We start from the raw sequence: 26,540 nt of genomic DNA on the forward strand, positions 1-26,540 counted from the left end.
ATCAAATTTATGAAGATTAAACATTTATTCACACTTTTATCTGCAGTTATTATCACTGGTACAGCTGCACAGAATACTTTTGCAAAAGAAATTGTTCAAAGCCCAGAAGTTGTTTCAACAGCATACGATGTTACAGCTTTAGAAGACAGAATTGCTAAATTAGAATACAATGATCAACACCCTAGTTTTGAATTCCATGGATATGCTCGTACTGGTTTATTATTAAATGCTGAGAGAGGCTTAAAGAAAGCTTCAACTTTCCCAGGACCTTTTGATAAAAAATATGTTGGTAGACTTGGAAACGAAGATAACACTTATGCTGAATTAGAGTTTGTAAAAAGTTTTTATATGGAAAACGGAGCTTGGGCTAAATTCCATGCTATGCTAGTTTCTGATTCAGGTAGCTATTCTGATAACTCTGGTTCTGGAAATGATGGTTGGGGAGATTCATCTATTCAAGCTAGACAAGTTTATGTAGAGATGGGAAATCTTCCAACTTTTACAGGAGCATTTAAGGATTCTACAGTTTGGGCTGGTAAAAGATACTATAACAGAAGAGATATTCATATAACTGACTACTACTATACAGATTTATCAGGTACTGGATTAGGAGTTGACAACATTGCTCTTGGAGAAGGTAAATTAGGATTTGCAACAGTTGCAAGAAATTCTAGTGTAGGAGATGATCAAGATATAGTTGGTTTAGTTACAAAATACTCTATCGGTAACTTCGAGTTTGATCTAGTTGGAGCAAAATCTCAAGATAACGAAGATGAAAATTCTAGTTTAGCTAAAAATGGATTCCAAGGATTTGCACAATATAACTTAAATAGTTACTATGGTTTAAATGGTTTCTCTAAATTCTATGGTCAAATTGGTTCTGGAATTGGAGCTACTTGGGGACTTGGTTCTCTTGGAAATGCTACTGGAAACTATAAAAAAGCTACTTCATATAGACTTGGAACTTGGGGACTTACTAATTTAAACGAGAAATGGGATTTATTCACAACTTTATATGGTCAATATGATAATAAACCTGAAGATAGAGATCTTGATTTATATAAAAAGAATGGTTTTGAAACTGCTTTTGTAGTTAGACCTGTTTACAAAATAAATAATAACTTTGAACTTCAATTTGAAGGTGGAATAGGATATACTGAATCTAACTTCTCTGATGATACAGATTCTAACGGAACATTCTACAAATTAACTTTTGCCCCTACACTAAAACTTGATTCTAATCAATTCTGGGCTAGACCTGAAATTAGAGCATTTGTTACATATGTAGGTGGTGAAACTCAAGATACAGCAAATAACAAAGAAAAATATAATGATGACAACATCAGAGTTGGAGTTCAAGCTGAAGTTTGGTTCTAACACTTAATTAAATTCTTTATTGCTCTGGGTATTTTCCCCGTAGATACCCGGAGCTATTAAATCTAAAAGTGAGGTATTTTTATGAATGAAAGATCTAGTGGTATCCTTTTACATATAACATCGCTACCTGGAAAATATGGAATAGGTGATTTTGGAAAGTGTGCCTATGAGTTTGTTGACTTTTTAAAAAATAGCAATCAAAAATATTGGCAGATTCTTCCAATGGGAGTAACAGGATATGGAGACTCTCCCTATCAATCTTTTTCAGCTTTCGCTGGAAATCCATATTTTATTGATTTAGACTCATTCGTTGAGATGAATATTTTAAAAAACGAAGATTTAAAAACTTTAAAAGAATTAAATTCTATTTCTGAAATTCAGTATGACAAATTATACATAGAAAGATATTCAGTTTTGAGATTAGCTTTTGAAAACTTTAAAAGTCATACCTCTTTTACTTTGCTAAAAAGTTTTAAAAATAAAAACTCTTGGTGGTTAGATAACTACTCTCTTTTTATGGCTATAAAAAATAATTTCAATGGAAAATCATGGTTAGAATGGCCGCGAGAATATCGTTTCAGATATAAAAAAACTTTAAAAAATGCCAAAGAAAAATTTAAAGATGAAATTGATTTTCAAATATTTCTACAATTTTTCTTCTATAAACAATGGGATGATTTAAAAAAATATGCGAATAATAACAAGATAAAAATAATTGGAGATATTCCTATCTTTGTTGCTACAGATAGTGCTGACACTTGGGAAAATCCTAAGATGTTTGAGTTTGATAAAAAACTACAGCCTAAAAAAGTTGCAGGATGTCCTCCAGATGCTTTTAGTAAATATGGTCAACTTTGGGGAAATGTTCTTTATAATTGGAAATATATAGAAGAAACTAATTTCAATTGGTGGATTAAAAGAGTTAAAAGCTGTTTTAAACTTTATGATAAAGTTAGAATAGATCACTTTAGAGGCTTTGAATCTTATTGGGCTATTCCAGCAAAGGCTAAAACTGCTCAATTTGGTAAGTGGGAAAAGGGACCTGGTATGAAGCTTTTCTATGCTATAAAAAAATCTTTAGGAGATTTAGATATAATTGCAGAAGATTTAGGTTTTTTAACTCCTAAAGTTTATAAACTTTTAAAGGATTCAGGTTACCCAGGAATGAAAATACTACAATTCGCTTTTGATTCAAGAGAGGAAAGTGATTATCTTCCTCATAAATATCCTAAAAAAAGTGTGGCTTATACTGGAACTCATGATAACCAAACAGTTACCGGATGGTATAAAAATACAAATGAAAAAGATAAAAATTTTTGTGATGAATACCTTTCAAAATTTCTAACTTCTAAAGTAGAAAACAACAGCTCTATAAGTTGGAAATTTATAGAAGCACTTTGGAGCTCAAATTCAAATCTTACTATAGCACCACTACAAGATTTCTTAGATTTAGATGATGAAGCTCGAATGAATACTCCTTCTACACTAGGAGGTAATTGGATTTGGAGAATGAACAAATCTCTTCTAACAAAAGATTTAGAAAACAAACTATCGGTGCTAACGATAAAACATAAACGTTAAGTTAAAAAAGTGAGGCAAACCGTTTAAGCCTCACTTTTTTAATATTAAGTTTATGTGATTCTCAGAATTCTCCATTTCAACTATACTAAAATCTGTGAATCCAATTAAATCAATTAACTCATTCTCTGTAAAACAAGTATACCATTTTCCATTTTCAAAACAATCCTCATTTCCTGTTCTAAAAGATAGATATAGCAATCCTTTTTCAACTAAAACTGAATACAATCTATTCAAAACATAATAGATATCCAATCTGTCTAAATTCAAAAGCGTATCCAATGCCCAAATCCCTATAAATCTTTCTGTTTGCTTTAAACTATTCATAAGTTTTATCACACTTTCTTTTACTATTCCTTCATAATTTTCATCTCCAAAATGAAGTCGAGTATTTTCTGCTTTTAAATGCTCTATATTATGTCCTTTTTCTCTAAAAAAATCATCTAGAAAATCCTCTTTAGGCTTCAAAGTTAAAACTTTTCCATGCTTCATTAACTTTCTCTCAAATTTATCTAATTGTTGTAATTTTATATTTGTCTTATCCATAAGAAACCTCCTTTTTATTTAACTCTCCCTATATTTACATACAAAATTTTATTGTTCTTTCCTACCTTTATATGCTAAAATCCTTATGAAGTTTTTAATTCAGGAGGAATTATGATTAAATTTAAAAATATCAGTTTAAAATTCAACGAAAAAATTATTTTAGATGAATTTAGTCTAAACATCAACAAAGGAGAAAAAGTTTTAATATCTGGAAAATCTGGAAAAGGAAAGAGTACCCTATTAAAAATATTACTTGGTTTTAACTCTCCTAATTCAGGTGAAGTTTTTTTTAACGATATCGAATTGACTGAAAAAACTATTGATAATATAAGAAAATATTTAGGATATATGCCTCAATCTACACCTTTTCTAAATGATAATGTCGAAAAAATAATAAATAATATTTTTAATTACAAATTAAATGCTAAAAAAAAATTAGATTATGATAAACTTTTTTACTTTTTCAATCTCTTCCATCTTGAAAAAAATATTTTAAGCAAACATATAAACGAGCTTTCAGGTGGAGAAAAACAGCGATTGGCTTTTATAATAACAATTTTACTTGATAGAGAAGTTTGGATTTTAGATGAAATAACCTCATCTCTAGATCAAGAAATGAAAGAGAAGGTAACTGAATATATTTTAAATAGTGATAAAACAGTTATTTTAGTTTCACACGACCACACTACATCATTAGAAAAATTCAGGAGGGTTACATTGTAATGGCACAAGATATTTTTTTACCTAATTTACTATATTTTGGATTTTTTTTAATTCCTATTTTTTTCATTATGAACTACTTAGAGATCAATCAAATCTCTAAGGTTATAAAATCACTATCTAGAATGTTTATACAACTTATGCTTGTAGGAGCATATCTACACTATATTTTAGTTTTAAACAACCCCTTAATTAATATTGCCTATCTTATATTTATGAGCAGTGCTGCTACAATAACAGTTATCAGGGATGTAAAGATACACAGTTTAAAATTTTTCTTCAGTACTGCTATTGCAATAATTACACCGTTAATTTTAAATCTTTCTCTTTTTTCTATATTTCTTTTAAAATTGGAAGATAAGTTTAACGCTATGTATCTTATTCCTCTCTCTGGAATGATTTTAGGAAATACTGTGAATGGGATGATTGTAACAATTAATGATTTTCTTAAAAGCATGAAAATAAATGAAGAGAGTTACCTTTTATCTTTATCTTTTGGAGCTACGAAATTTGAAGCACTTAAACCTTTTATTTCTAGTGCTGTTTCACTTGCATTTAGACCATCTGTTGCAAATATGGGAAATGTTGGATTAGTCTCTCTTCCTGGGATGATGACTGGTCAAATATTAGGAGGTTCACTTCCTATTGTAGCTATCAAATATCAAATTGCTATTATGACAGCTCTTTTTGTTTCAAGATTTTTATCTTCATTTTTACTTATGATCTTCTGCTCAGTACAATTTTTTAATGGTTACTCTTTATTTACTCAAAATAAAAAATAGATTTAAATATAAAAAGCTACCAAATTTAATTGGTAGCTATTTTACTTTCTATCTCTAACATATCTTGATTCATATTTGAAATATTATTTATTATCGAAACTTTCAATTCACCTGTCCCTCTATAATTTTTAGATGCAAGTTCACCAGCAATTCCCATACACAATACTCCACCTAAAGCACTTATAAAAGAGTTGTTATCTGCACCTAAAAAGGATCCTATCAGTGATGAAATCATACATCCAGTACCCGTAACTAATCCCATAGAACTACTTCCATTCATAACCTTAACTACATTTTCTCCATTTGATATATAATCAATCTTTCCAGTTATCGCTATAGTTGTTGATAATTTTTTTGCAGCTAACACAACGATTTTTTCTCCACTTTCTTCATTTTCTAAAGAATCTACCCCTCTACTTCTAACATCCATTCCCAAAAGACATTTTATCTCAGCCATATTTCCCTTTATAACTGTAAATTCTACCTCTTTTAATAGATTTTCTACCAATTCTCTTCTTGCCTTTGTCGCTCCTACTCCCACTGGGTCTAAAACTATAGGTTTTTTAAGTCTATTTGCTATTCTTCCAACTTCAATGGCCATATCTCTCATACTTTTATCCATTGTTCCGATATTTAAAACAACACTTGAAGAAAACCCTATTATCTCTTCAATCTCATCTATACAAAACGACATCAGTGGAGACGCTCCTATTCCTAAAGTAATATTTGCACAGTCATTTATTGTCACTGTGTTTGTTAAATGATAAACTAAAGGAGTTTTATTTTTTATTTTTTCCAATCCCCTAATAACTTCAATTATTTTCTCCTCTTTTAATCCCTGCTTATTCAAAATCTACACCTGCCTTTTTATATAAATCTATAAAATGACCCACGGGTCCCACTCCCTCTCCTATTGAAAATGAATTTTTTATAGCTTTGCTTATATACTCTTTTCCTAATCTAACCGATTCCTCTACTGTTAATCCCTTTCCTATATAAGATGCTATTGTAGATGACAGTGTACACCCTGTTCCGTGTGTATTCTTTGTTTTAAATCTTACTCCTTCAAATTTTACGATTTCATTGTCTTCTGTTATCAGAATATCTGTACAGTTGTCTTCTCTATGTCCACCTTTTATTAAAACATTTTTAGAACCCATAGATTTTATTATTTTTCCGGCTTTTATCATATCCTCTTCAGTTTCAATTTTTATATTTGATAAAACTTCAGCTTCTGGTATGTTTGGTGTTACCAATGTTCCAATCTCTAAAAATCTTTTCAATGCTTCTATGGCATCCTCTTTTAACAAATAATATCCACTTTTAGAAATCATAACTGGATCGATAACTATATTTTTAGCTTTTACATCTTTTAATGTTTCATGAACTATATTTATTATATCGCTGCTCGAAAGCATACCAATTTTTACTGAACTTACAGCTATATCTTCATAAATAACTTCGATCTGCTTCTTTATAATATCTGTATCAATCTCTTGAACGGCAAAAACACCCTTTGTATTCTGAGCTGTAATAGCTGTTATTACACTCATCCCATATGTTCCTTGAGCACTCATAGCTTTTAAGTCCGCCTGAATCCCTGCACCTCCACATGAATCAGACCCTGCAATTGTTAAAATATTTTTCATTCCAACCTCCTATTTATGTATAAAAAAAAGCTACCCTTAAGGGTAGCTCGAATTCATAGTTATCAACTAAAAGATATATCAGCTAATACTGTTTTCGCTACTTCCCTACGTCGGTATTAACCGTATCAGGTTCAAAGGGTCAGTCTAAACTTCTCAGCCAATAAGGCTCCCCTAGTAAACTTTTATTCTCTTAATCACACTATACTATATTCTATTTCCATTGTCAACCATTGCCATCTCTTTTAACTTTATTCTATAGGCATCGATTCTTTTCTCCCAGCCTTTTCCGTACTGTTCCCAGCTGTTTAAACTTTTATAATAAGCTATTCTTTCCTCAGTTATAAGGTCAATAAATTTTTCATGATCTTGAACAGAGTTAATAACTTTTATTGTTTTACTACCCAAAACTCCATCTACTACAATAGCTTCTGATGGTCGATATCTTTTCAATGCTCTTTGAGTTATAACTGCTCCTGCATTGTATCCTCCATTGAAGAATATATCAAATATCATCATCTGTGAATACGAATGTTTAATTTCATCTAATCTATAATCGATTAGTAAGTGCTCTGCTATTTCTCTTGCTTGCTCCTCTGTTAAAGTTTTTATTTCATAATCTTTTTCAAATTTTTTATTATAATCTAATAGTAAAAAATTTCTTATTCCATATTTTGAAAGTTCCTTTTGAGTTCTTACAAGCTTATCCCCTTCGTGAGATAGGACCTCACTTATTATAATCTCCCTAATCCTTGTATCATCATATCCAAAACCTACTGTTGAATATAATAATGTGATTAAAATGACAAATTTTTCTAGCATACTTTAATCAGTTTCCTCCCTGTATATTAAAATAGTTTTATAACTTTTTTAAGCAGGGATATATTATAACATAATTTTTACTAAATTTATAGAGTTTCTGCTATTTTTTGAACTTTTCCTTTAAAATTGTTTAATTCCTTTGAATTTTTTTCTAAATCCACTGTTTTTATTCTCTTATCTTCTACAATTACTTTTCCATTTACAATAACTGTATCTACATTACTAGCATTAGCTGAATAAACTAAAGCTGAATACGGATCAAATATTGGATTCATATTTACAGACTTCGTTTCTATTACAACTACATCAGCTAATTTTCCAATTTCTAAGCTTCCTAACTCATTTTCTCTATGAATCGCTCTTGCTCCACCAATTGTGGCCATTTCTACAGCTTTTAATGGTGGTAGTGCAGATCTATCTTTTGTATCTAATTTGTGTAACTTTGCTACATACCCCATTTGACCAATTATATCTAGTGTATTTCCACTCATAGGTCCATCTGTTCCTAATCCCACTCTCATTCCCATATCGTGCATTTTTAATGCTGGTGAAATTCCTTTTGCAGATTTTATATTAGCAACCATATTATGTGCTATTCCTATATCTCTCTTTTTCATTAATTCGATATCACTATCAGTCACAAATATATTATGAGCTGCTATGAATCTCTCATTTAATAATCCTAACGAATCTAAATATTCTACAGGAGTCATTTTAAAGTCTTTTTTTATTCTATCAAACTCTACATCAGTTTCTGCAACGTGCATTGACACTGGCACATTATATTTTTCAGATAACTCTTTTATTTTTAATAACTCCTCTTTTGTTACTGTATGTGGTCCATGTGGTCCAAATCCTGGAGTAATTAATTCATCATTTTTATATTTCTCAACAAAAGCGACTGCTCTTTCTAATGTTTCACCTTTCTTTTGTCCATCGGCCGTTGGATATTTAATTATATTTTGAGTCATCACTCCTCTTAATCCAACTTCTTTAACAGCTCTTGCTGCATCATCTTCAAATAAATACATATCAACCATAGTTGTTACTCCACCTAAAGCCATTTCTGTAGCTCCATGTCTTGCTCCTAAATAAACCATCTCTGGGCTTACCATTTTATTCTCTAAAGGGAATATATATCTATTCAATCTATCTGGAACATCATCTGCTAATGACCTAAACACAGTCATAGAAGCATGTGTATGAGTATTTATCATTCCTGGCATTATAATTCCATCTTCAGCATCTATAACTTTATTTGCACTATATTTTTTTAACAAATCTTCATTTCCTATTGATATTATCTTATTATTTTTTATTACCAAAACCCCATTTTCAATAACATCTCTTTTTTCATTCATCGTTAAAATAGTTCCATTTTTTATAATTATATTAGCTGATTCTTTCTTTTCAACTAAAGAACTACATCCTACAATAAATAAACTTCCTACTAATAAAGCACCCTTTAAATAACTTTTCATGTTAATAATCCTCCCAAATAAAAAAATCCCAGCAAGCAAAAGCTCACCGGGGTAAAAAATCAATCCCAATACACTTTTACTCATAGTACCAATTTTACGGTTTGGTGTAGAAACTTTTGGCCATATCCCAAATTTATATAAGTATCTTTTTAAAATAAATATTTCACGAACTAATTTTAACACATTTAAATATAAAGTCAATTTTTTTATTTTATATCTCTATTTTTCTAGCATATTTAAACTAATTGGTATATAATCAATCTAATACTTTAAATTAGGGAGGATGTATTATGTTAAATTGTTTAAAAAATAAAGATCTTGATATTTACAATGCTATTGAAAATGAGTTACATAGACAAGAGTATGGTTTAGAACTTATCGCCTCGGAAAATTTTGTATCAACTAGTGTTATGGAAGCTGTTGGATCAGTTTTGACTAATAAATATGCAGAAGGATACCCTTCAAAGCGTTACTATGGTGGCTGTGAATTTGTAGATGTTGTCGAATCACTTGCTATCGAAAGAGCAAAAGAATTATTTGGAGCTAAATATGCTAATGTTCAAGCTCATTCTGGATCTGGAGCAAATATGGCTGCATACAGATCTCTAATCGATTTAGGAGATACTATTTTAGGTATGAGACTTGATCACGGTGGTCATCTAACTCATGGAAAAAATGTTAACTTTTCAGGAAGTGACTATAATGTTATTTCGTATAGCGTAAGAAAAGATGATGAAAGAATAGATTACGATGAAATAAGAGCTCTTGCTTTAGAACACAAACCGAAACTTATTATAGCCGGAGCGAGTGCTTACCCCAGAACTATAGATTTTAAAAAATTCAGAGAGATTGCTGATGAAGTTGAAGCTTTCTTAGTTGTTGATATGGCACATATTGCTGGTTTAGTTGCAGTGGGGCTTCACCCTTCACCTATAGAGCATGCACATATTACTACTAGTACTACACACAAAACTCTTAGAGGTCCTAGAGGAGGACTTATTTTAACAAACGATGAAGAGATTGCAAAAAGAATTGATAAAATAATTTTCCCTGGAATTCAAGGCGGGCCCTTAGTTCATATTATTGCTGGAAAAGCTGTGGCTTTTAAAGAAGCTCTATCTCCTGAATTCAAAACTTATGGGAAGAATGTTATAAAAAATGCTCAGACTTTAGCTGATACTCTTATCAAAAATGGAGTTAGAGTTGTGAGTGGTGGAACTGATAATCATCTTATTCTATTAGATTTAACCTCTTTAGATATAACTGGAAAAGATGCAGAAAAAGCATTGGAAAAAGTTCATATCACAGTCAATAAAAATGGAATTCCTTATGATACTAAAAGTCCATTCATCACTAGTGGGATTAGAATCGGAACTCCCGCTCTAACTTCAAGAGGAATGGGAATAGATGAAATGAAAATCATTGGAAACTTGATTGTAAAAACGTTAAAAAATATGAATGATGATGTGATTTTAAATGAAGTTAAAGAAGAGGTTAAATCTCTTTGTGATAAATTCCCTTTATATAAAAACTAATACAATTCTTTAGTTAAAATTTTGTTTTCTTGAATTTTTATTAATTTTGTTTTATAATATAAATATTATTATATAGAAATGGAGAAAATATTATGACAAATTTACCTAATTGCCCAAAGTGTAATTCAGAATACACTTATGAAGATGGAAATCTATTTGTTTGCCCAGAGTGTGCTTACGAATGGTCAGCAGAGGCTGCTACTGAAGAAGCAGATGACTCTCTTATTGTAAAAGATGCTAACGGAACTCTTCTAGTTGATGGAGATACAGTTTCTGTTATTAAAGATTTAAAAATTAAAGGAAGTTCATCAGTTGTTAAAATTGGAACTAAAGTAAAAAATATCAGATTAGTTGAAGGGGATCACAATATCGATTGTAGAATTGATGGTATTGGAGCTATGAAATTAAAGTCTGAGTTTGTAAAAAAAATCTAAGGTCGTGCAATGCACGACCTTATTTTTTATAATTTAGAATGTTATTTCATCTGGATCCGGACCTAATCTTTCCTCTTTATTTAAAGAGTTTATATAATCCATATCATCTTTATCTAATTCAAAATTAAGTTCAAAATTTTCCTTAATTCTAGATGGTGTTACTGATTTAGGTAGTGGTAACAATCCATTTTGTAAGTGCCACTTAAGAACTACTTGAGCTACTGTTCTTCCATTCTTTTGAGCTACTCTCTTTAATCCTTCATGGTCTAAAGCTCCCTGCATTAAAGGGCTCCAAGCTTCAACTAAAATTCCATTTTCATCACAGAATTTTTTTAATTCTACTTGTTGTAAATGAGGATGTAATTCAATTTGATTCACAACTGGAACTATTTCAAAGTTTTCCATTATATACTTTAAATGATGTTCTTTCATATTACAAACACCTATTGCTTTTACTTTTCCTAATTTATAAAGCTCTTCTAAAGCTCTCCAAGTTTCCCATGTTCTATCTAAACTCTTAGGCTGAGGCCAATGAACTAAATACATATCTATATAATCTAATTTTAATTTCTCCAAAGATATTTCAAAAGCCTTTAAAGTTGTTTCGTATCCTTGATCTGTATTCCAAACTTTTGTAACTATGAATAGATCCTCTCTTTTTGTTTCACTATTTTTTAAAAATTCAGCTATTCCTTCTCCTACGGCATCTTCGTTTCCATAGATAGCAGCTGTATCAATATGTCTATACCCTGTTTCTAAGGCCACTCTAACTGCATTTTTACATTGCTCTTTATCTTTCATTTGCCAAGTTCCAAATCCAACATTTGGAATTAGAACTCCATTATTTAATTTATACATTTAATCCTCCCTCACTTATATTTTTTTCAAATATTTTTAAGTGTACTCACTTTTTTAATTTTTTGCAAGTAGACACATTTTTGTAAGTTACTTACTTTAAAGTAAGTTTTAAATATTAAATATAAAAGAATTAATTCTTAATCTGAGTATAATCTTTACATAGAAGTTTGTCAAATTTAAATGGAGGGAAATTTATGGAGAATCTTTTAAAAAGAAAATTGAAGCTTGGCATTGCAGCCTGCCAATTCGGTTCAAAAGTTAGATATAACGGAAAAGGAATAGATTTAACTCAATATCTTGGAAGAGATCGTGGACAATTTATTTGGACTCCTGTTTGTCCTGAGGTCATGAGTGGTATGGGAGTTCCTAGACCGAGTATTAAACTTTCTGGTGGAAATGGTTTTGATTTCTGGGAAGGTCGTGCAAATATTAAAAATAAAGAGGGACAAAATAGAAACGAGATGATTAAAAAGGGAGCTTTAGCTTGTCTTGAAACTCTTGAGCGAGCTGAGATAGACGCTTATATCTTTATGGAGGGAAGTCCCTCTTGTGGAGTTTATAGAACTAGTTTAAAAAATCAACGCCTTGGAAATCCTCCGGGAGTTTTTGGTGCTCTTCTACTCCAAAAAAATGTTTTTTTAATCAGCTCTATTGATTTACAAAGTCCTGTTCGTTGGTGGGATTGGAAAAGAAGATTAGTTGCTTTCGTTTGGATAAAAGAGCAAACCGTAAATTCGAAAGAGATCTTAAAAGATATCTGGGACAAAGTAAAATATGTTCTTTATGAATTACACGAAGAGGAAGGAACTCATATAAGAGATGAAGTAAGAGAGATTCTAAAATCAGAAGAAGAAGCATCTCCTGAAACTTATGAAAAAATTACTTTAGAAATTTTGAATCTACTGAGAAAACCAGCAGAATTAGAGAATATCAAAAAACACCTTTGGGAAAATTATGTCGATTTAAAGAAAAAAAATGGAATAGAAGTTTCTGAAATTTATGAACCAAACATTTTAAGAAATATGACTCATATAGCTCAAGAACTTTTAGGAATAGAGATTGAAGTTCGAAAAATAAACGGTTTTTTTAGAAGTTCACCTATTAACTATAAACCTGAAAGATAAAATGTTCTAAAAACACTTTGACATTTACAGCTTTTATATTTAAAATAAACACAATAAATAAATTTAAATATGAAGGAGGATCAAATGTACAGCTTTAAAAATGATTATAGTGAGGGAGTTCATCCTAATATATTAAGAACCTTAATTGAAACAAATCTAATTCAACAAGCTGGATATGGTGAAGATGAATTCACTAACGAAGCTATCCATATTTTAAAAAATAAAATTAATAAAGAGGATATTGATATTCATCTTCTTGTTGGTGGTACTCAAACAAATCTGATTGCCATATCCGCCTTTTTAAGACCTTACGAAGCCGTTATTTCTGCTAATACTGGGCATATTTTTGTAAATGAAACTGGTGCAATTGAAGCAACTGGACATAAAGTTATTGCAGTAAATGTAAATGATGGTAAATTAAGAGTTGAGGATATCAAACCGGTTATTGAAGCTCACTCTAGTGAACATGCAGTTAAACCTAAGTTGGTTTATATTTCAAACCCTACAGAGATTGGTACTATTTATCAAAAAAATGAATTAGAAGAACTAAGTCAATTCTGTAGAGAAAATGATTTACTATTTTATATGGATGGAGCTAGATTAGGATCAGCTCTAGTTGCTAAAGAGAACGATTTAACTCTTTTAGATTTTGCTACTCTTTTAGATTCTTTTTATATTGGTGGAACAAAACATGGAGCCTTATTCGGAGAAGCATTAATCATTTCAAGCAATTTATTAAAAAGTAATTTTAGATTTAATATAAAACAAAAAGGTGGACTTTTAGCTAAAGGAAGAGCTCTTGGAATCCAATTCTCTGAGCTTTTCAAAAATGATCTTTATCTTGAAGTTTCTACTCACGCAAATATAATGGCAGAAATTTTACATAACGGAATCAAAGATTTAGGATTTAATTTCTTAATTAATTCCCCTACTAATCAGTTATTCCCAATTCTTCCAAATAAAATTATCGAAAAACTTGAGCAAGATTACTCTTTCTATAGATGGACAAAAATTGATGAAAATAACTCAGCTATCAGATTAGTTACTTCTTGGGCCACTCTAGAAACAGAGGTTACAAAATTTATTAAAGTTTTAAAAGAATTAAAAAATTAAAATCATAGAAAAAGGAGGCTATGTCTACTTAGCCTCCTTTTCTTTTATTCCACATCATCTAAAAACGTTTATCTCATTTTATTTATAACAAAATTTACATTTTGTTCACTTACATCTGTAAGATTTTTCTCACTAATAGCTTTTACAGTTGATATCTGATTTCCATAGTTAAATATCTCTGTAGTTTTACTAATCACAGAATTTTCCAAAGTTGAATAATAACCATTCTCTTTTTTTAAACCTTTTGCATATATATTAATTGCTAATAACAATCCCACTACAATATATACAATTTTTTTATTCATTTTAAATCTGCCTCCACATATTTCATATAATCTAAATATACAGTTTTTGATCTAAAATGTCAATCTCATTATATAAATATTTAATGTTACAATTATATATACTATATATGCATTGTATTCTTATTTTAAATGTTTAGTAAACTGTCACTTAATCTTTTTTTAATACTCTTTTATTATTTCCTCTACATCTTCATACTTAACTTTACCTTTAAGAAGAATTTCTTCCATTTTATTCTCTTTTAGTTTATAACTGCTTTCACAAGATTTACAAGCTATAATATGACTTTTTTTCAAAGTTATCACAGGCAAGAAAAAGAATTCAAACACTTTTCTGAAAGCAAATAACTCCATCTTTTTTGATAAACATCCTGTACACTCAAAATCAACATCTCTTAATTTTTCTTCTGAACTTTTTACTCCAAATATTCCTATAAATACCATAAAAACTCCCCCTTTTCATTTATATAATATATTGTATAAGTTTATTCAAATCTGAAAAAACTATTGGATAATCCACATTTGGCCTAGATAGTAAAATAGTTTCTACCCCAATCTCTTTTGCACTTTCTATTTTTTCTCTTTCTCCACCTGTATCTCCACCCTTTTTACTTACCATATATTTTATATCAAGTTGCCTCATCATTGCAAGATTTAATTCTTTAGAAAATGGTCCCTGCATAGCAATTATATTTTTGGGAAGTATTCCAAAATCTTCAGCTTTTTTTACCATCTCCCACTTTGGAAGTATTCTGAAGAAAATATTATTTTTATTTTTTATATTTTGAAATCTATGTAAATTATTACTTCCTAATGTGATTAAAATTTTTCCAGAAAGATTTTCTAAGTATTTCATCAAGCTTTCAATTTCTGAAAATTCTAAAACACCTTCTTCTGATATTAAATTTTCTCTTTCAAATCTTATATACTCTATTTTTTTCCCCTCTGAAATAGCAATAGCATTTCTAGATACCTCTTCAGCATAAGGATGAGATAAATCTACTATTTTTTCTATCATATTCTCATCTATAAATATCCCCATCTCTATAGAATCCATTCTTTTGCAAAATACTTTTATATCCTTAACACCTTCTAAAAGTTTTCCACCGTACTCTGTTGCTGTTGTTACTATTAGTTTCTCTTTAAAAGGAAAGGACTCTATAAAATCTCTAGAGTCCTTTGTTCCACCTATTACCCAAATCATATATGATATCCTCTTGGTGTTATCATTCTACCGTTAGATATATATGTTTTCGAGTTTCCTATTATCACAACAGTAAACATATCTATTTCATGATTTAAAAACTCATCTAGATTTGTCAATGTATAGTTTTCATCTTCTCTTCCAACATGTCTTAATAAAGCCACCGGTGTTTCTGGCTTTTTGTGCTTTAACATTATCTCTCTTGCTTCAACTATCTGAGTTGTTCTTCCCTTACTTTTTGGATTATAAAGAGAGATTATAAAATCACCTGATGCAGCTGCATCTACTCTTTTTGTAATTACATCCCAATCAGTTAAAAGATCACTTAAACTTATTGTTGCATGGTCATGCATAAGCGGTGCTCCAACTATAGCTGCTCCAGCTACTGAAGATGTCACTCCTGGAACTATTTCAACTTCGAACCCCTCTTTTTGAGCAACCTCAATCATTATTCCAGCCATTCCATATATTCCAGCATCTCCACTACTTATAAGAGCTACATCTTTTCCAGATTTAGCTATTTCTAAAACTCCCTCACATCTAGCAACCTCTTTTTTCATTCCTGATACATAAAACTCTTTATCAGAAAATTCATCTCTTACTAAATCCACATATGTGATATATCCAGCTATTACATCTACCTCTTTAAGAGTTCTATACGCTCTTATTGTTATATCCTCCATATTTCCTGGACCTATTCCAACTACATATATCTTACCTTTTTTCATATATAAATCTCTCCTCGTAAATAGAAATTGTCATTCCATCTTTTTTTGCCTTCATCTCTACAAATTTTCCATCTTTTTTTGATGATAGATATGCACACGGTTCTGAAACCGCTCTAACACCTATCTCTTTTTTTACAAAATCTGAGCCATCAAACATATCCTCTATTTTTAATATCTCATCTCTACCAATTATTTTCAACTCTCTGTCTAACTCTTTTGCCAGTTCAATCAAACCGACTTCATCCGCTTTTAAATCTACAGTCGCAAAATGCTTTATACTTTTATATGAAAGATTGTGTTTTTTTAAAATCTCCATTAAAAATTCATAAATCTGGTCTTTTAATATACCTCTTCTACAACCCAATCCAATCACTAAGTTTCTAGGATACATTTGAACCATCTCTATTTTCTCTCTGTTTGAAACCACAATGATTCCCTCTGGATTTTCGTCTGATATATTTTTAGGAAGTTTGAGTTCAACATTTTTACCATCTACAATCAAAGCTGTTACTTTTTTTGCATCTTCCAAAGATTTTAAATCCGAATCTAACTTTTGAGAAAGAGTATCCACTGCTATTTTACCTGTGACATCTGAACTTGTCGTTATAATGGGAACCAATTGAAGCTGCTTATTTAAAACTTCTGCAAAATTATTTGCTCCTCCAAGATGTCCTGATAATAACGATATTACAAATCTCATTCCTTCATCTACAACTAAAACTGCAGGATCAATATCTTTTGATTCTATTAAATCCGCTATCTTTCTTACAACTATTCCCGTCGCCATTATAAATATATGAATATCATAATTTTTAAAGTTACTATTTAAAGTCGCTGTAAAATCATCCATTCCTAAACTATTTTCAACATTGAATTTTTTTAAAGAATATACATCAGCTTCTGGATTTTTTTCTTTTATTTTTAAAGCTGATTTAACCGCTCCTCTTGTCACAGTCCAAATAGCTATTCTCATTACTTTTCTATCCCTTTTCTAAACTCATGTGTAAAATGCTTATCATAAAGAAGAGACTTTTCGTATTTATCTCCCAAGAAATCTCCAACTAAAATCTGAGCTGTCTTAGTTATATTCGCCTCTTTTACTTTCTCTTCTATAGTTTCTAAAGTTCCTAATACAACCTTTTGATCCTCCCAAGTTGCTCTTTGAACTACTGCTATAGGAGTAGTCATCGGATAGTGTACTGCTAATCTTTTTACTACATCACCTATCATATGAACAGACAAGAATATTGCCATTGATGCTCTGTGCGACGCTAAAGATTCTAAACTTTCTTTTTCAGGAACTGGAGTTCTTCCCTCTAATCTTGTACATATCACAGTCTGAGAGATGCTAGGAAGTGTGAACTCTTTTTTCACTGCTGCTGCAGAAGCTAAAAACGAACTTACCCCTGGAATTACTTCATACTCTATTCCGTGCTCATCTAACATATCCATCTGTTCTCTATGAGCACCAAAAATTGCAGGGTCTCCTGTGTGAACCCTAGCTACTTTTTTTCCAGCCTTCACAGCTTTTACTGTAACATCTATAACTTCTTCTAAAGTCATTGAAGCTGAGTTGTGAATCTCGGCTCCCTCTTTATGGCACTCTATAACTTGTCTTGGTACTAATGATCCCGCATATATAATTACATCTGCTTCTTTAACTAATCTTTGCCCTTTTACAGTTATTAACTCAGGATCCCCTGGTCCCGCTCCTATGAAATAAACTTTTTCCATTGATTGATACCGCCCTTTTTAAGTATTAATGTTGTGAAATAAGGAATGTCAGCCTCTTCTAATTTCATTAAATCAAAATTTATAGCCTGAGTTTCTTTTCCACAATTTGAAACCATAATTACATTTTCTAAATTTCCTGTAGCCTCTAATCCAGCTCTCAATTTATCGAAGTTTCTTGAAACTTTCATAAATACAATATTATCAGCTGAGTTGATCTCATGAATCACATCTGTTTCAGCATTTAAAGATATAACTTTTAATGATTCCTCTCCCATAACTAAAGGTAGATTAAATCTTGAAGACATATCTGAGAATGACGATATTCCTGGAATTGTTTCCACCGGAATCTCTCCATCTAAATATTCTAAAATATAAACATATGTACTGTATGTCATCGGATCTCCAATTGTTAAAAACCCAACTTTTTTTCCAGCTTTTAAATGCTCTAAAATCATATCGGCATTCTTTTTTCTAAACTCTTTTCTCGCCTCTACACTTTTCAACATAGGAAACTCAACAAACATAGTTTCTGCTCCATCTTTCAGATATTCCTTTGCTATCTCATAAGCTGTACTTCCTTCAGCCTTTTTAGCTTCAGGCAACACCACCACATCTAACTCCTTAAATGCTCTGATAGCTTTTAAAGTTATCATTTCCGGATCTCCTACTCCTACTCCAATTCCATAAAATCTTGCTGTTGACATTACTCTGTTTCCTCCTTGTTTGCTGTTATTATATATATTGGATTCTCACCATACATCATCGTGTATGGTCCTATATTTTTCCCTCTCGATACAACAACATTTACAACCTCTATATTTTTAAAATTTAACTCTTTCAATAGTTTTGTAGCATCCGCTAAAGTTTCTAAAGTTATTGCATTTATAACTATTCTTGCATCACTTTTAGAATACTTTAAAAAATGCTCCAATATACTCTTCATCGATCCTGTTGAACCGCCGATAAACATTCTATCGTATTCAATAGTTGGAATCACTTCGGGAGCCCTTCCTACTAAAACTTCTATATTATCTAATCTGAACTTTTGAATATTTTCTTTCAGAGTTTCTATCCCTTTTTCCTCTTTTTCAATTGCAAAAACTTTTCCATTTCTCAAGTATGTTGCTGCTTCTATACCAATTGTCCCTGTTCCAGCTCCAACATCTATCAAAATAGAATCATCTTTCAATTGTAACTTTGCTATAGAGATTGCTCTAATCTCTTGCTTTGTCATAGGTAACTCTCTCTGAATAAACTCTTTGTCATAAATATGTCCCATGCTCATCATACCTTTCTTAAAATTGTAACATTCATCTCATATTTTCTAATATTTTGTTCATACTCTTGTGCTAAAAATCTACTTATTTTTTCATCTGAATATGATAGCCTCTCTCCTACTATCACTTCTATATTATCAAATCCAGTTTGAACTAAATTACGGCTTATCTCTATTGGATTATTACTCTCATCAGTCAATAGCACAACTCCATCTTTACTTTCATACAAAGCTTTTACGTAATCATTCTCTCTGCCATGGACACTTAATAATCGATAGTGCTCCCAAGTCATCTCTAACTTTGAAAAAAGATATTGAAACGATGATATTCCTGGAATTACATTAAAGCTTTCTGTTGGAAAACTTTTCTTCAAATATGTAAGTAAACTATAGTATCCTGTATCCCCTGAAACTATAAAAACTATATTTTTATTTAAGTTTTCAGAAACAAACTTTTTCATAGAATCCAGCTTTTTCATAACATATCTATCTTGATTTGTTAAAAGTTCATCTATCTCTTCTAACTGTCTCTCACCACCAATAACTATCTCTGATTCTGCAATCAACTTAAATCCAGCTCTTGTTAAGTAATCTAAGTTCCCTGGCCCAAGACCTAAAACTGATAATTTTTTATTCACTTTTTAACTCCTCTACCATCTTATAAAATCCGTCACTCGAACCTAAAATATCCCCTTTATAATTAAACAATACTGATTCAAATTTTAAAGTCTCTCTAGAGAATTCTGAAGATCTCTTAGAAACCTTATTAGCAATAAGATTAAATAATCTCTCTTTTTCAGAGATATACTCACAAGCCTCTTCAGCTGTATTCGACTCTAAAACTTTCAATATATTTTCTCTTGGTTCATCTATCAAAACAGCATTTGCAGCTATTACCTCTAGACGTGCATCTGCTACTCTACTATGAGTATTAAATATTCCACCAGCTACTTTTATAGCTTTTCCTATATGCCCTATAAGCATAACTCTCTTGAATCCTAGTTTTACAGCACTATCTATCATAAATCCTATAAAATTGCTCGTAACAACGCTTTGTCCAATATCTATATTATTATCTATACAAAACTGTTTTCCATGATTTCCAAATAAAAATAGTACCCAATCTCTATCACTATTTTCTTTTAAAACTTTAAGCTCTGCAAACATCGAATTTTGTAGTGCTTCTTCACTCATCGGCTTAACAATCCCTGTGGAACCTAAAATAGATATTCCACCTAAAATTCCTAACTTTCCATTAAAAGTTTTCAAAGCTTTTTCACGACCTTTTGGAACATAGATATAAACTAGTAACTTTAGATGATTCATCTCGCAACTTTCTAAAAGTTCTGCTAATGCTTTTATTATCATCTCTTGAGGACCTGGATTTATTGCTGACTTACCTGGTTCAACTTTTAAACCTTTTTTAGTTACAACTCCAACACCTCTTCCTCCGACCAAAAGTATATTATTGAATTTGTGAGCTTTTTTAATATCTGGTAACTCATCTACAACTTTTACTTTAGCACAAATCTCTATTCCGTTTGTTACATCAGGATCATCACCAGCATCTTTAATTACAACACCTCTTGCCCAATCTCCAACTCTTTTCTTAGCTTTTATAGGAATATCTATCGTTGTTCCATTCAAAGTTGTAAATATACAGTTATTTTCTATCTCACTTTTTAGAAGTAAATCTAAAGCGGCTAAAGCAGCTACTGTAGCACATGTTCCTGTCGTATATCCAGATCGTAAGTCATTATTCATTAAAATCCTTCTCTCTTATATAACTGGTATAAAATACCATGAAGAATTGATACAGCTACTGGACTTCCTCCCTTTCTTCCTTTTACGATTATATACGGAATTCCACTTCCTGGTAAAATCTCTTTTGATTCAGCTGCTCCTACAAACCCTACTGGAACTCCTACAATCAGCGCTGGTTTTTCAACCTCTCCTGAATCTATAAGTTCTTTTAATCTAAACAATGCTGTAGGTGCATTTCCAATCAGATATATATTTGTATTTGGATCCTTTGCAGCATGCTCTATTCCTACAATTGATCTTGTTACTCCTCTATCTTTAGCCTCTGCTGCAACATCTTTATCTGCTACTAATGAATATGCAGAGTAATTGAATTTATCTAATGTAATTTTGCTAAGTCCATTTACAATCATATTTGTATCACAATATATTTTTCCACCTTTTTTCAAAGCTTCTAAACAAGATTCTACTGCATCCTCAGAAAACTCTATCAAATCTGCATATTCAAAATCTGCAGTTGTATGAATTACTCTTTTTACTACAGGAAGATGCTGTGCTGAAAACTCTTCAGCCTTTTTCCCTAACTCCTCCTCTATTATCTCAAAACTTCTAATCTCTATATCTTGTGGTTTTTTTATATACGACATTTTTTTGCTCCTTCTAAAATTTCAATTAATATCTCCATATTTTTAAAAAAGTGAAGATGAGGATATCCTGCGATTAAATTTTTATTTCTATATCCACATAACCACTCTCTTCCATCTAACTTCTTTAACTTAAATTCTCTTTCACACTGTCCAACTTCATCAATTGTTGAGTAATGAAACTCATGAGCTTTCCCTTTTAAATCTTTATATTCAACATCTACATATCCAAATCGACTTATAAATAATCTACCGGTCATCTTCGTACTACAATCTATCAATTCAGCTAACGGATAAAATTTTTCGTCTAAAGTTTTTATACCCTTACTCAGGTACATAAATCCACCGCACTCTCCGTATATATATCCTCCATTTTTATGAAACTCTTTCAAAGAGATTTTAAACGATTCGTTAGATGATAATTTTTCTAAATAATTTTCTGGATAACCTCCACCAAAATATAAAAAATCAACTTCTGGAATTTTTTCATCCTCTATCGGTGAAAAGTCTACGAGTTCAGCTCCCATTCTTTTTAAAAGTTCTAAATTATCCTCGTAATAAAATGAAAAAGCTTTGTCCTTTGCTACTCCAATTTTTATTTCTGAGAATCTGTTTTCAAACTTTTTAAAAATATCTTCAAATTCAAAATCCGTTTCTATTCCAATAAGTTTTTCGAGTTTTTCAAAATCTACGGTTTTTCTGATCTCCGATTTTAACAACTCTTTTTTTTCATTTAAATCTTGGACCTCATCAGCTTGAAGTAATCCCAAATGTCTACTGCTAATTCCTAGATTTTCATCTTTTTTTAAATATCCTATACAAGGAATGTCTGTGTAACTTTCAATTGCCTCTTTCAACATAAAATACAATTTTTCACTGCTAACTCTATTTATTATAACTCCAGCAATATTGACTCTTGGATCCAACATTTTATATCCCAATACCTCTGCTGCGATACTAGTACTTTTACCTATCGCATCAACCACCAATATTACAGGAAGATTTAAAACCCTTGAAAGATGTGCAGTACTATAGTTATCCAAAGAATTTCCAAGCCCATCATAAAGCCCCATCACACCCTCAACAATAGATATTTCTTTTCTATGTTTTAAAAAACTATATTTTACTCCCTCTTCTCCCATCAAAAAAAGATCTAAATTATAACTGTTATTTCCGGTTATAAACTTATGAAAACTTGGATCGATATAATCAGGACCAACTTTAAATGGTGAAACATCTGAAAAAGCTGACATAAGAGCCATAGAAACTGTTGTCTTTCCTATCCCACTTCTTGTTCCAGCTAAAACGAATCCTTTCATTCTCCAAGCACCTTCTTTAAAGCTTCTAATACCTTTTCATTTTTCTTTCTATCTTTTATGGCAAGCCTGATATAGCTTTCATCTAAAAACATAAAGTTAGATGCATCACGAACAAGCACACCATTCTCTATCATCTTCTTTCTGAAACTTTTAGCATCATCATTTAACAACTTAACTAAGATAAAATTCGTCTCTGTTGGTGTAACTTCAATTCCTTTTAAAGCTTTTAGTTCCTCATAAAATTGAATCTTCTCTTTTTTTATCCAAGCCTCTGTCTCGTGAATGTATAGATTATCTAATAACATGGTTTTTCCTGCAATCTCTGCTACTCCATTTACACTCCAAGGTTCTCTTATATTTCTTATCTCTTCTAAAATAGCTTCATCAAAAGTTAAACCATAACCTAATCTAACCCCTGGAAGAGCAAAAAATTTAGTAAGAGCTCTTAATATAAAAATATTTTTATGCTTTAATAAAAAAGAAGTTTTATCTTTCCACCCGTCCACAAATTCTATAAACGCTTCATCTACAAATAATTTTTTATTTTTTCTTTCTAAAAAATTAGCTATCCTCTTTATTTTATCTAAATCTTGGAATTTTCCTGTTGGATTATTTGGATTACACATTACAACCACATCTTCATCAGTTATAAAATCCATTAGTAGATTCTCATTCAATGAAAAATCTTTACTCAGTGGGAAAAATTTTACATCTCTTCCTGCTGCTTTTGCTGCTCTTTCATACTCTGCAAAAGTTGGAGCTATTATAAGCACTTTTTTAGCTTTTACAGCTTTCATATATAAAAATAAAACTTCTGTGGCTCCATTTCCAACAACAACATTGTCTATTGAGCAACTATTATAGTTTGCTATAGATTGTCTCAACTCTACATAATCTATATCCGGATACTTCTCCAAAGCTTCGAAATTTTCTATAACTGCTTTCTTAAAGCTCTCCGGAACCCCTAAAGGATTTATATTAGAACTATAATCTAATACCTCTACTCCATCCTCTCTTTTCAATCTATAAATATTCCCACCATGTAAATCCATGTTCTCACATCCCATCTTTATACTAATTGTATTAAACTACTAAATAAAACAACTCCCACCAAAGATGTCATAAACATAATTTTATAACATTTTTTTATATCCTCTTTTTCAAACTCTTTTATTTTATCTCCTATTGTTGGCTTCTCATAAAGCTTTCCAAAATATCTAGTCTTTCCTCCAAACTGAACCCCAATAGCTCCTGCAAAGCTTGCTTCTGGATGGCCAGAATTTGGACTCGAATGATTTTTTCTATCTCTAAAAAATATCTTTAAAGGTTTTTTCATTCCCATTCCCAAAAGAAAAGTTGCTATTGGAATAATTAAAGCTCCTGATAATCTAGCTGGTATAAGATTAAAGAGATCATCTATTTTTGCAGATGCCATTCCAAAATCAATATACTTTTCATTTTTATATCCAACCATAGAATCTAAAGTATTTATAGCTTTATATCCCATAGCTAAAGGTAATGCTAAAGAGACTCCATCAATCATTACTAAACTTCCCAAAAAAGCATAAAACATCGGTGCTATTATCCCATCCACAGAGTTCTCAGCTATAGTTTCCATTGTACTTCTCACAACTTGAACCTCATCCATTTCGCCTGTATCTCTACTTACAAGATATGATAGCTCTTTTTGAGCTCTTTCTAAATCGCCACTTTTTAAAATTTTATAAACTTTTATACCTTCAGCTCCTAAACTTTTTGTTGCTAAAGTTGTATAAAGAAAGAAAATTTCTAAGTATTCTGAGCTTTTAGCTATATAATAAGAAGCTATTGCCGTTGTAATTATAACAACTATAGCCATAATAGCTCCCCAAAATTTTTTATTTTTAAATTTATAGATATTTTTTTCTATTATATTTATATAGTTACCTATCAATCTAACTGGATGTGGAAACCAATACGGATCTCCAAACATCAAATCTAAAACATACGCTATTAAAAATTTTAATGTGAAGCTCATACCTCGCCCTCCAAAATCTTATAAATAGCTTTCATGTCTATATTCTCTCTAAATATTTCTTCTAATTTATCTAGTTCACGAAGTCTATATTCATCAAAATCCATCTCAGACTCTTTTTTTTCAAGACCTTTCTTCTCTCTAATTTTATTTAAAATAAAATCAGAAAACTCAGTATTATCAAAAATTCCATGTAGATAAGTTCCAAATATATTTTCATTTACTGTTGCAATCAATCTATTATCCTCTGTACACGAAATCTCTTTTCCAGATGTAACTCCTTGATGAATCTCATATCCCTTTACAAAAATACTTCCCATACCTTCTAATAAACCACTGTTACCATTTAATACTCCGGAGTATTGAGTTGTAACTTTTTCCTTTTCCATGACAGTTTCTATATCTAAAAGACCTAACCCAGGTAGCTCCTTTATATCTCCTTCAATACCATACGGATCTAAAACTCTCTCTCCTAAAATTTGAAACCCTCCGCATATCCCCACAATAGGAATGCCTCTTCTAGAAAGCTTTATAATCTCTTGAGCGATCCCTTTCTCTTTTATATCTTTCAAATCATCTATGGTATTTTTAGACCCTGGAATTATTATTAAATCTTCATCTCCTAATTCATGAGCTGATGTAATATATTTTATATTTACATCCTCATTTATTGAAAGAGCATCTATATCTGTAAAGTTTGATATATGTTTCAATTTTATAACCGAAATATTTATCTCACCTTTTTTATTTTTTATTTTATTAAACTTCTCTGTAACACCATCCTCATCCTCTATGTCTAGTTCAAAGTATGGCATAACTCCTAAGATTGGAACTCCTGTTAGCTCCTCGATTTTACTTAACCCTGGTTTTAATATATCAACATTTCCTCTAAACTTATTTATAATCACACCTTTTACTCTAGCTCTTTCATCTGGTTCCATCAAGCAAATTGTCCCATAAATTGAAGCAAAGACTCCACCTCTATCAATGTCTGCAACTAAAATAACAGGCGCATCTATCATCTCAGCTAACCCCATATTAACTATATCATCTTGCTTTATATTTAATTCAACAGGACTACCAGCTCCCTCAACAACACATATTTCACTGTTATTTTTTATATAATCATATGCAAGCATTATATCTTTTTTTAACTCTGTTTTATAACTTCCATACTCTAATCCACCCATGTTTCCGATAGATTTTCCATTTACAATAACCTGAATTCTTCTATCGCCAGTTGGTTTTAGTAAAATAGGATTCATAGTATAGTGAGCATCCACTTCACAAGCTACAGCTTGTACAGCTTGAGCTCTTCCCATTTCATGCCCAGATTTTGTTATATAAGAGTTCAGTGCCATGTTTTGAGATTTAAAAGGTAATACCGCGTGTCCGTCTTTAAAAAATGCTCTACATAAGCCCGTTACTGTTATGCTCTTCCCTGCTCCTGAAGATGTCCCAACAACCATTATATTCTTATGTTTCATATATCTTTCTCCTAACTTTAATTGAAGTTTAGCGGAAATATAAAAGTGCGAAAGT

General features: G+C 30.9%; 29 protein-coding genes and 2 riboswitches. Of the genes, 8 read left to right on the forward strand and 21 right to left on the reverse strand.

The features are described from left to right. Positions 1–9: 9 nt before the first annotated feature. On the forward strand, positions 10–1,377 hold the full coding sequence (locus L988_RS09430; protein WP_047383707.1) for a carbohydrate porin: 1,368 nt from the start codon (positions 10–12) through the stop codon (positions 1,375–1,377). Between the two features lie 81 nt (positions 1,378–1,458). Continuing rightward, positions 1,459–2,958 carry a 4-alpha-glucanotransferase gene (gene malQ, locus L988_RS09435; RefSeq protein ID WP_047383708.1) on the forward strand — a complete coding sequence of 500 codons (1,500 nt, stop codon included), beginning with the start codon at positions 1,459–1,461 and terminating at the stop codon, positions 2,956–2,958. Between the two features lie 30 nt (positions 2,959–2,988). Here malQ and L988_RS09440 read toward each other — a convergent pair whose 3' ends face one another. After that, positions 2,989–3,501 carry a hypothetical protein gene (locus tag L988_RS09440; RefSeq protein ID WP_047383709.1) on the reverse strand — a complete coding sequence of 171 codons (513 nt, stop codon included), beginning with the start codon at positions 3,499–3,501 and terminating at the stop codon, positions 2,989–2,991. Positions 3,502–3,612: 111 nt separating this feature from the next. On the opposite strand from L988_RS09440, the gene L988_RS09445 reads away from it, so the two are divergent. Both L988_RS09445 and L988_RS09450 read left to right on the forward strand, forming a co-directional pair. Continuing rightward, entirely contained in the window at positions 3,613–4,224 is a 612-nt protein-coding gene (locus L988_RS09445; RefSeq protein ID WP_047383711.1) for an ATP-binding cassette domain-containing protein, read from the forward strand. Further along, on the forward strand, positions 4,224–5,003 hold the full coding sequence (locus L988_RS09450; RefSeq protein ID WP_052191788.1) for an ABC transporter permease: 780 nt from the start codon (positions 4,224–4,226) through the stop codon (positions 5,001–5,003). The genes L988_RS09445 and L988_RS09450 overlap by 1 nt, the downstream gene beginning before the upstream one ends. 25 nt (positions 5,004–5,028) lie before the next feature. Here the strand turns inward: L988_RS09450 and thiM are convergent, their stop codons facing one another. The 4 genes from thiM to L988_RS09470 form a co-directional block, all read right to left on the reverse strand. Further along, positions 5,029–5,853 (reverse strand): hydroxyethylthiazole kinase, encoded by an 825-nt coding sequence (gene thiM, locus L988_RS09455; RefSeq protein ID WP_197053374.1) that lies wholly within the window; start codon positions 5,851–5,853, stop codon positions 5,029–5,031. After that, entirely contained in the window at positions 5,846–6,652 is an 807-nt protein-coding gene (gene thiD, locus L988_RS09460; RefSeq protein ID WP_047383713.1) for a bifunctional hydroxymethylpyrimidine kinase/phosphomethylpyrimidine kinase, read from the reverse strand. Before thiD ends, thiM begins: the two co-directional genes overlap by 8 nt. 85 nt (positions 6,653–6,737) lie before the next feature. Further along, positions 6,738–6,835: riboswitch (TPP riboswitch) on the reverse strand. A 21-nt stretch (positions 6,836–6,856) separates the two neighbouring features. Further along, positions 6,857–7,471: a hypothetical protein gene (locus tag L988_RS09465; protein ID WP_047383715.1), complete on the reverse strand. Its 615-nt coding sequence runs from the start codon at positions 7,469–7,471 to the stop codon at positions 6,857–6,859. Positions 7,472–7,557: 86 nt separating this feature from the next. Continuing rightward, complete coding sequence (locus L988_RS09470; protein WP_052191789.1) at positions 7,558–8,952, reverse strand: amidohydrolase; 1,395 nt, start codon at positions 8,950–8,952, stop codon at positions 7,558–7,560. A 63-nt stretch (positions 8,953–9,015) separates the two neighbouring features. Next, positions 9,016–9,113: riboswitch (purine riboswitch) on the reverse strand. A gap of 129 nt (positions 9,114–9,242) precedes the next feature. Between L988_RS09470 and glyA the strand changes: the two genes are divergently transcribed. Together glyA and L988_RS09480 are read left to right on the forward strand one after the other, a co-directional pair. Further along, positions 9,243–10,487: a serine hydroxymethyltransferase gene (gene glyA, locus L988_RS09475; protein ID WP_047383717.1), complete on the forward strand. Its 1,245-nt coding sequence runs from the start codon at positions 9,243–9,245 to the stop codon at positions 10,485–10,487. A gap of 92 nt (positions 10,488–10,579) precedes the next feature. Next, positions 10,580–10,921: a zinc ribbon domain-containing protein YjdM gene (locus L988_RS09480; protein WP_047383718.1), complete on the forward strand. Its 342-nt coding sequence runs from the start codon at positions 10,580–10,582 to the stop codon at positions 10,919–10,921. A 33-nt stretch (positions 10,922–10,954) separates the two neighbouring features. On the opposite strand, the gene L988_RS09485 is transcribed toward L988_RS09480, so the two are convergent. Continuing rightward, entirely contained in the window at positions 10,955–11,779 is an 825-nt protein-coding gene (locus L988_RS09485; protein WP_047383720.1) for an aldo/keto reductase, read from the reverse strand. Between the two features lie 194 nt (positions 11,780–11,973). On the opposite strand from L988_RS09485, the gene L988_RS09490 reads away from it, so the two are divergent. Continuing rightward, positions 11,974–12,903 (forward strand): DUF523 domain-containing protein, encoded by a 930-nt coding sequence (locus L988_RS09490; RefSeq protein WP_047383721.1) that lies wholly within the window; start codon positions 11,974–11,976, stop codon positions 12,901–12,903. Positions 12,904–12,987: 84 nt separating this feature from the next. Next, positions 12,988–14,016, forward strand: coding sequence for a low specificity L-threonine aldolase (locus L988_RS09495; protein WP_047383723.1), 1,029 nt, complete (start codon positions 12,988–12,990; stop codon positions 14,014–14,016). 68 nt (positions 14,017–14,084) lie between these two features. Here the strand turns inward: L988_RS09495 and L988_RS09500 are convergent, their stop codons facing one another. The 15 genes from L988_RS09500 to L988_RS09570 form a co-directional block, all read right to left on the reverse strand. Then, entirely contained in the window at positions 14,085–14,321 is a 237-nt protein-coding gene (locus L988_RS09500; protein WP_047383724.1) for a hypothetical protein, read from the reverse strand. 159 nt (positions 14,322–14,480) lie between these two features. Next, complete coding sequence (locus L988_RS09505; RefSeq protein WP_052191790.1) at positions 14,481–14,762, reverse strand: zinc-ribbon domain-containing protein; 282 nt, start codon at positions 14,760–14,762, stop codon at positions 14,481–14,483. Positions 14,763–14,781: 19 nt separating this feature from the next. Continuing rightward, complete coding sequence (gene cobK / locus L988_RS09510; protein WP_047383725.1) at positions 14,782–15,522, reverse strand: precorrin-6A reductase; 741 nt, start codon at positions 15,520–15,522, stop codon at positions 14,782–14,784. Beyond that, a complete protein-coding gene (gene cobJ, locus L988_RS09515; RefSeq protein WP_047383726.1) occupies positions 15,519–16,250 on the reverse strand; it encodes a precorrin-3B C(17)-methyltransferase in 732 nt (243 codons plus the stop codon). The genes cobK and cobJ overlap by 4 nt, the downstream gene beginning before the upstream one ends. After that, on the reverse strand, positions 16,237–17,223 hold the full coding sequence (gene cbiG / locus L988_RS09520) for a cobalt-precorrin 5A hydrolase (protein ID WP_047383727.1): 987 nt from the start codon (positions 17,221–17,223) through the stop codon (positions 16,237–16,239). Before cbiG ends, cobJ begins: the two co-directional genes overlap by 14 nt. Beyond that, positions 17,223–17,984 carry a precorrin-4 C(11)-methyltransferase gene (gene cobM, locus L988_RS09525; protein WP_047383728.1) on the reverse strand — a complete coding sequence of 254 codons (762 nt, stop codon included), beginning with the start codon at positions 17,982–17,984 and terminating at the stop codon, positions 17,223–17,225. Before cobM ends, cbiG begins: the two co-directional genes overlap by 1 nt. Beyond that, positions 17,963–18,688, reverse strand: a complete 726-nt coding sequence (gene cobI / locus L988_RS09530; protein ID WP_047383729.1) for a precorrin-2 C(20)-methyltransferase — start codon at positions 18,686–18,688, stop codon at positions 17,963–17,965. Before cobI ends, cobM begins: the two co-directional genes overlap by 22 nt. Continuing rightward, positions 18,688–19,263, reverse strand: a complete 576-nt coding sequence (cbiT, locus tag L988_RS09535; RefSeq protein WP_047383773.1) for a precorrin-6Y C5,15-methyltransferase (decarboxylating) subunit CbiT — start codon at positions 19,261–19,263, stop codon at positions 18,688–18,690. Before cbiT ends, cobI begins: the two co-directional genes overlap by 1 nt. Before the next feature lie 5 nt (positions 19,264–19,268). Beyond that, complete coding sequence (gene cbiE / locus L988_RS09540) at positions 19,269–19,898, reverse strand: precorrin-6y C5,15-methyltransferase (decarboxylating) subunit CbiE (protein ID WP_047383733.1); 630 nt, start codon at positions 19,896–19,898, stop codon at positions 19,269–19,271. Next, positions 19,891–21,024 (reverse strand): cobalt-precorrin-5B (C(1))-methyltransferase CbiD, encoded by a 1,134-nt coding sequence (cbiD, locus tag L988_RS09545; protein ID WP_047383734.1) that lies wholly within the window; start codon positions 21,022–21,024, stop codon positions 19,891–19,893. Before cbiD ends, cbiE begins: the two co-directional genes overlap by 8 nt. Next, positions 21,024–21,668, reverse strand: a complete 645-nt coding sequence (locus L988_RS09550) for a precorrin-8X methylmutase (RefSeq protein ID WP_047383735.1) — start codon at positions 21,666–21,668, stop codon at positions 21,024–21,026. Before L988_RS09550 ends, cbiD begins: the two co-directional genes overlap by 1 nt. Then, the gene (locus L988_RS09555; RefSeq protein ID WP_047383736.1) at positions 21,656–22,984 is read right to left on the reverse strand and encodes a cobyrinate a,c-diamide synthase; all 1,329 of its coding nucleotides are present in this window, start codon (positions 22,982–22,984) and stop codon (positions 21,656–21,658) included. The genes L988_RS09550 and L988_RS09555 overlap by 13 nt, the downstream gene beginning before the upstream one ends. Further along, positions 22,981–24,036 (reverse strand): threonine-phosphate decarboxylase CobD, encoded by a 1,056-nt coding sequence (gene cobD, locus L988_RS09560; protein WP_047383738.1) that lies wholly within the window; start codon positions 24,034–24,036, stop codon positions 22,981–22,983. Before cobD ends, L988_RS09555 begins: the two co-directional genes overlap by 4 nt. A gap of 17 nt (positions 24,037–24,053) precedes the next feature. Next, positions 24,054–25,001 carry an adenosylcobinamide-phosphate synthase CbiB gene (gene cbiB, locus L988_RS09565; RefSeq protein ID WP_047383740.1) on the reverse strand — a complete coding sequence of 316 codons (948 nt, stop codon included), beginning with the start codon at positions 24,999–25,001 and terminating at the stop codon, positions 24,054–24,056. Next, a complete protein-coding gene (locus L988_RS09570; protein ID WP_047383741.1) occupies positions 24,998–26,485 on the reverse strand; it encodes a cobyric acid synthase in 1,488 nt (495 codons plus the stop codon). The genes cbiB and L988_RS09570 overlap by 4 nt, the downstream gene beginning before the upstream one ends. Positions 26,486–26,540 lie beyond the last annotated feature (55 nt).

The organism is Cetobacterium sp. ZWU0022 (assembly GCF_000800875.1).
GTDB lineage: Bacteria > Fusobacteriota > Fusobacteriia > Fusobacteriales > Fusobacteriaceae > Cetobacterium_A.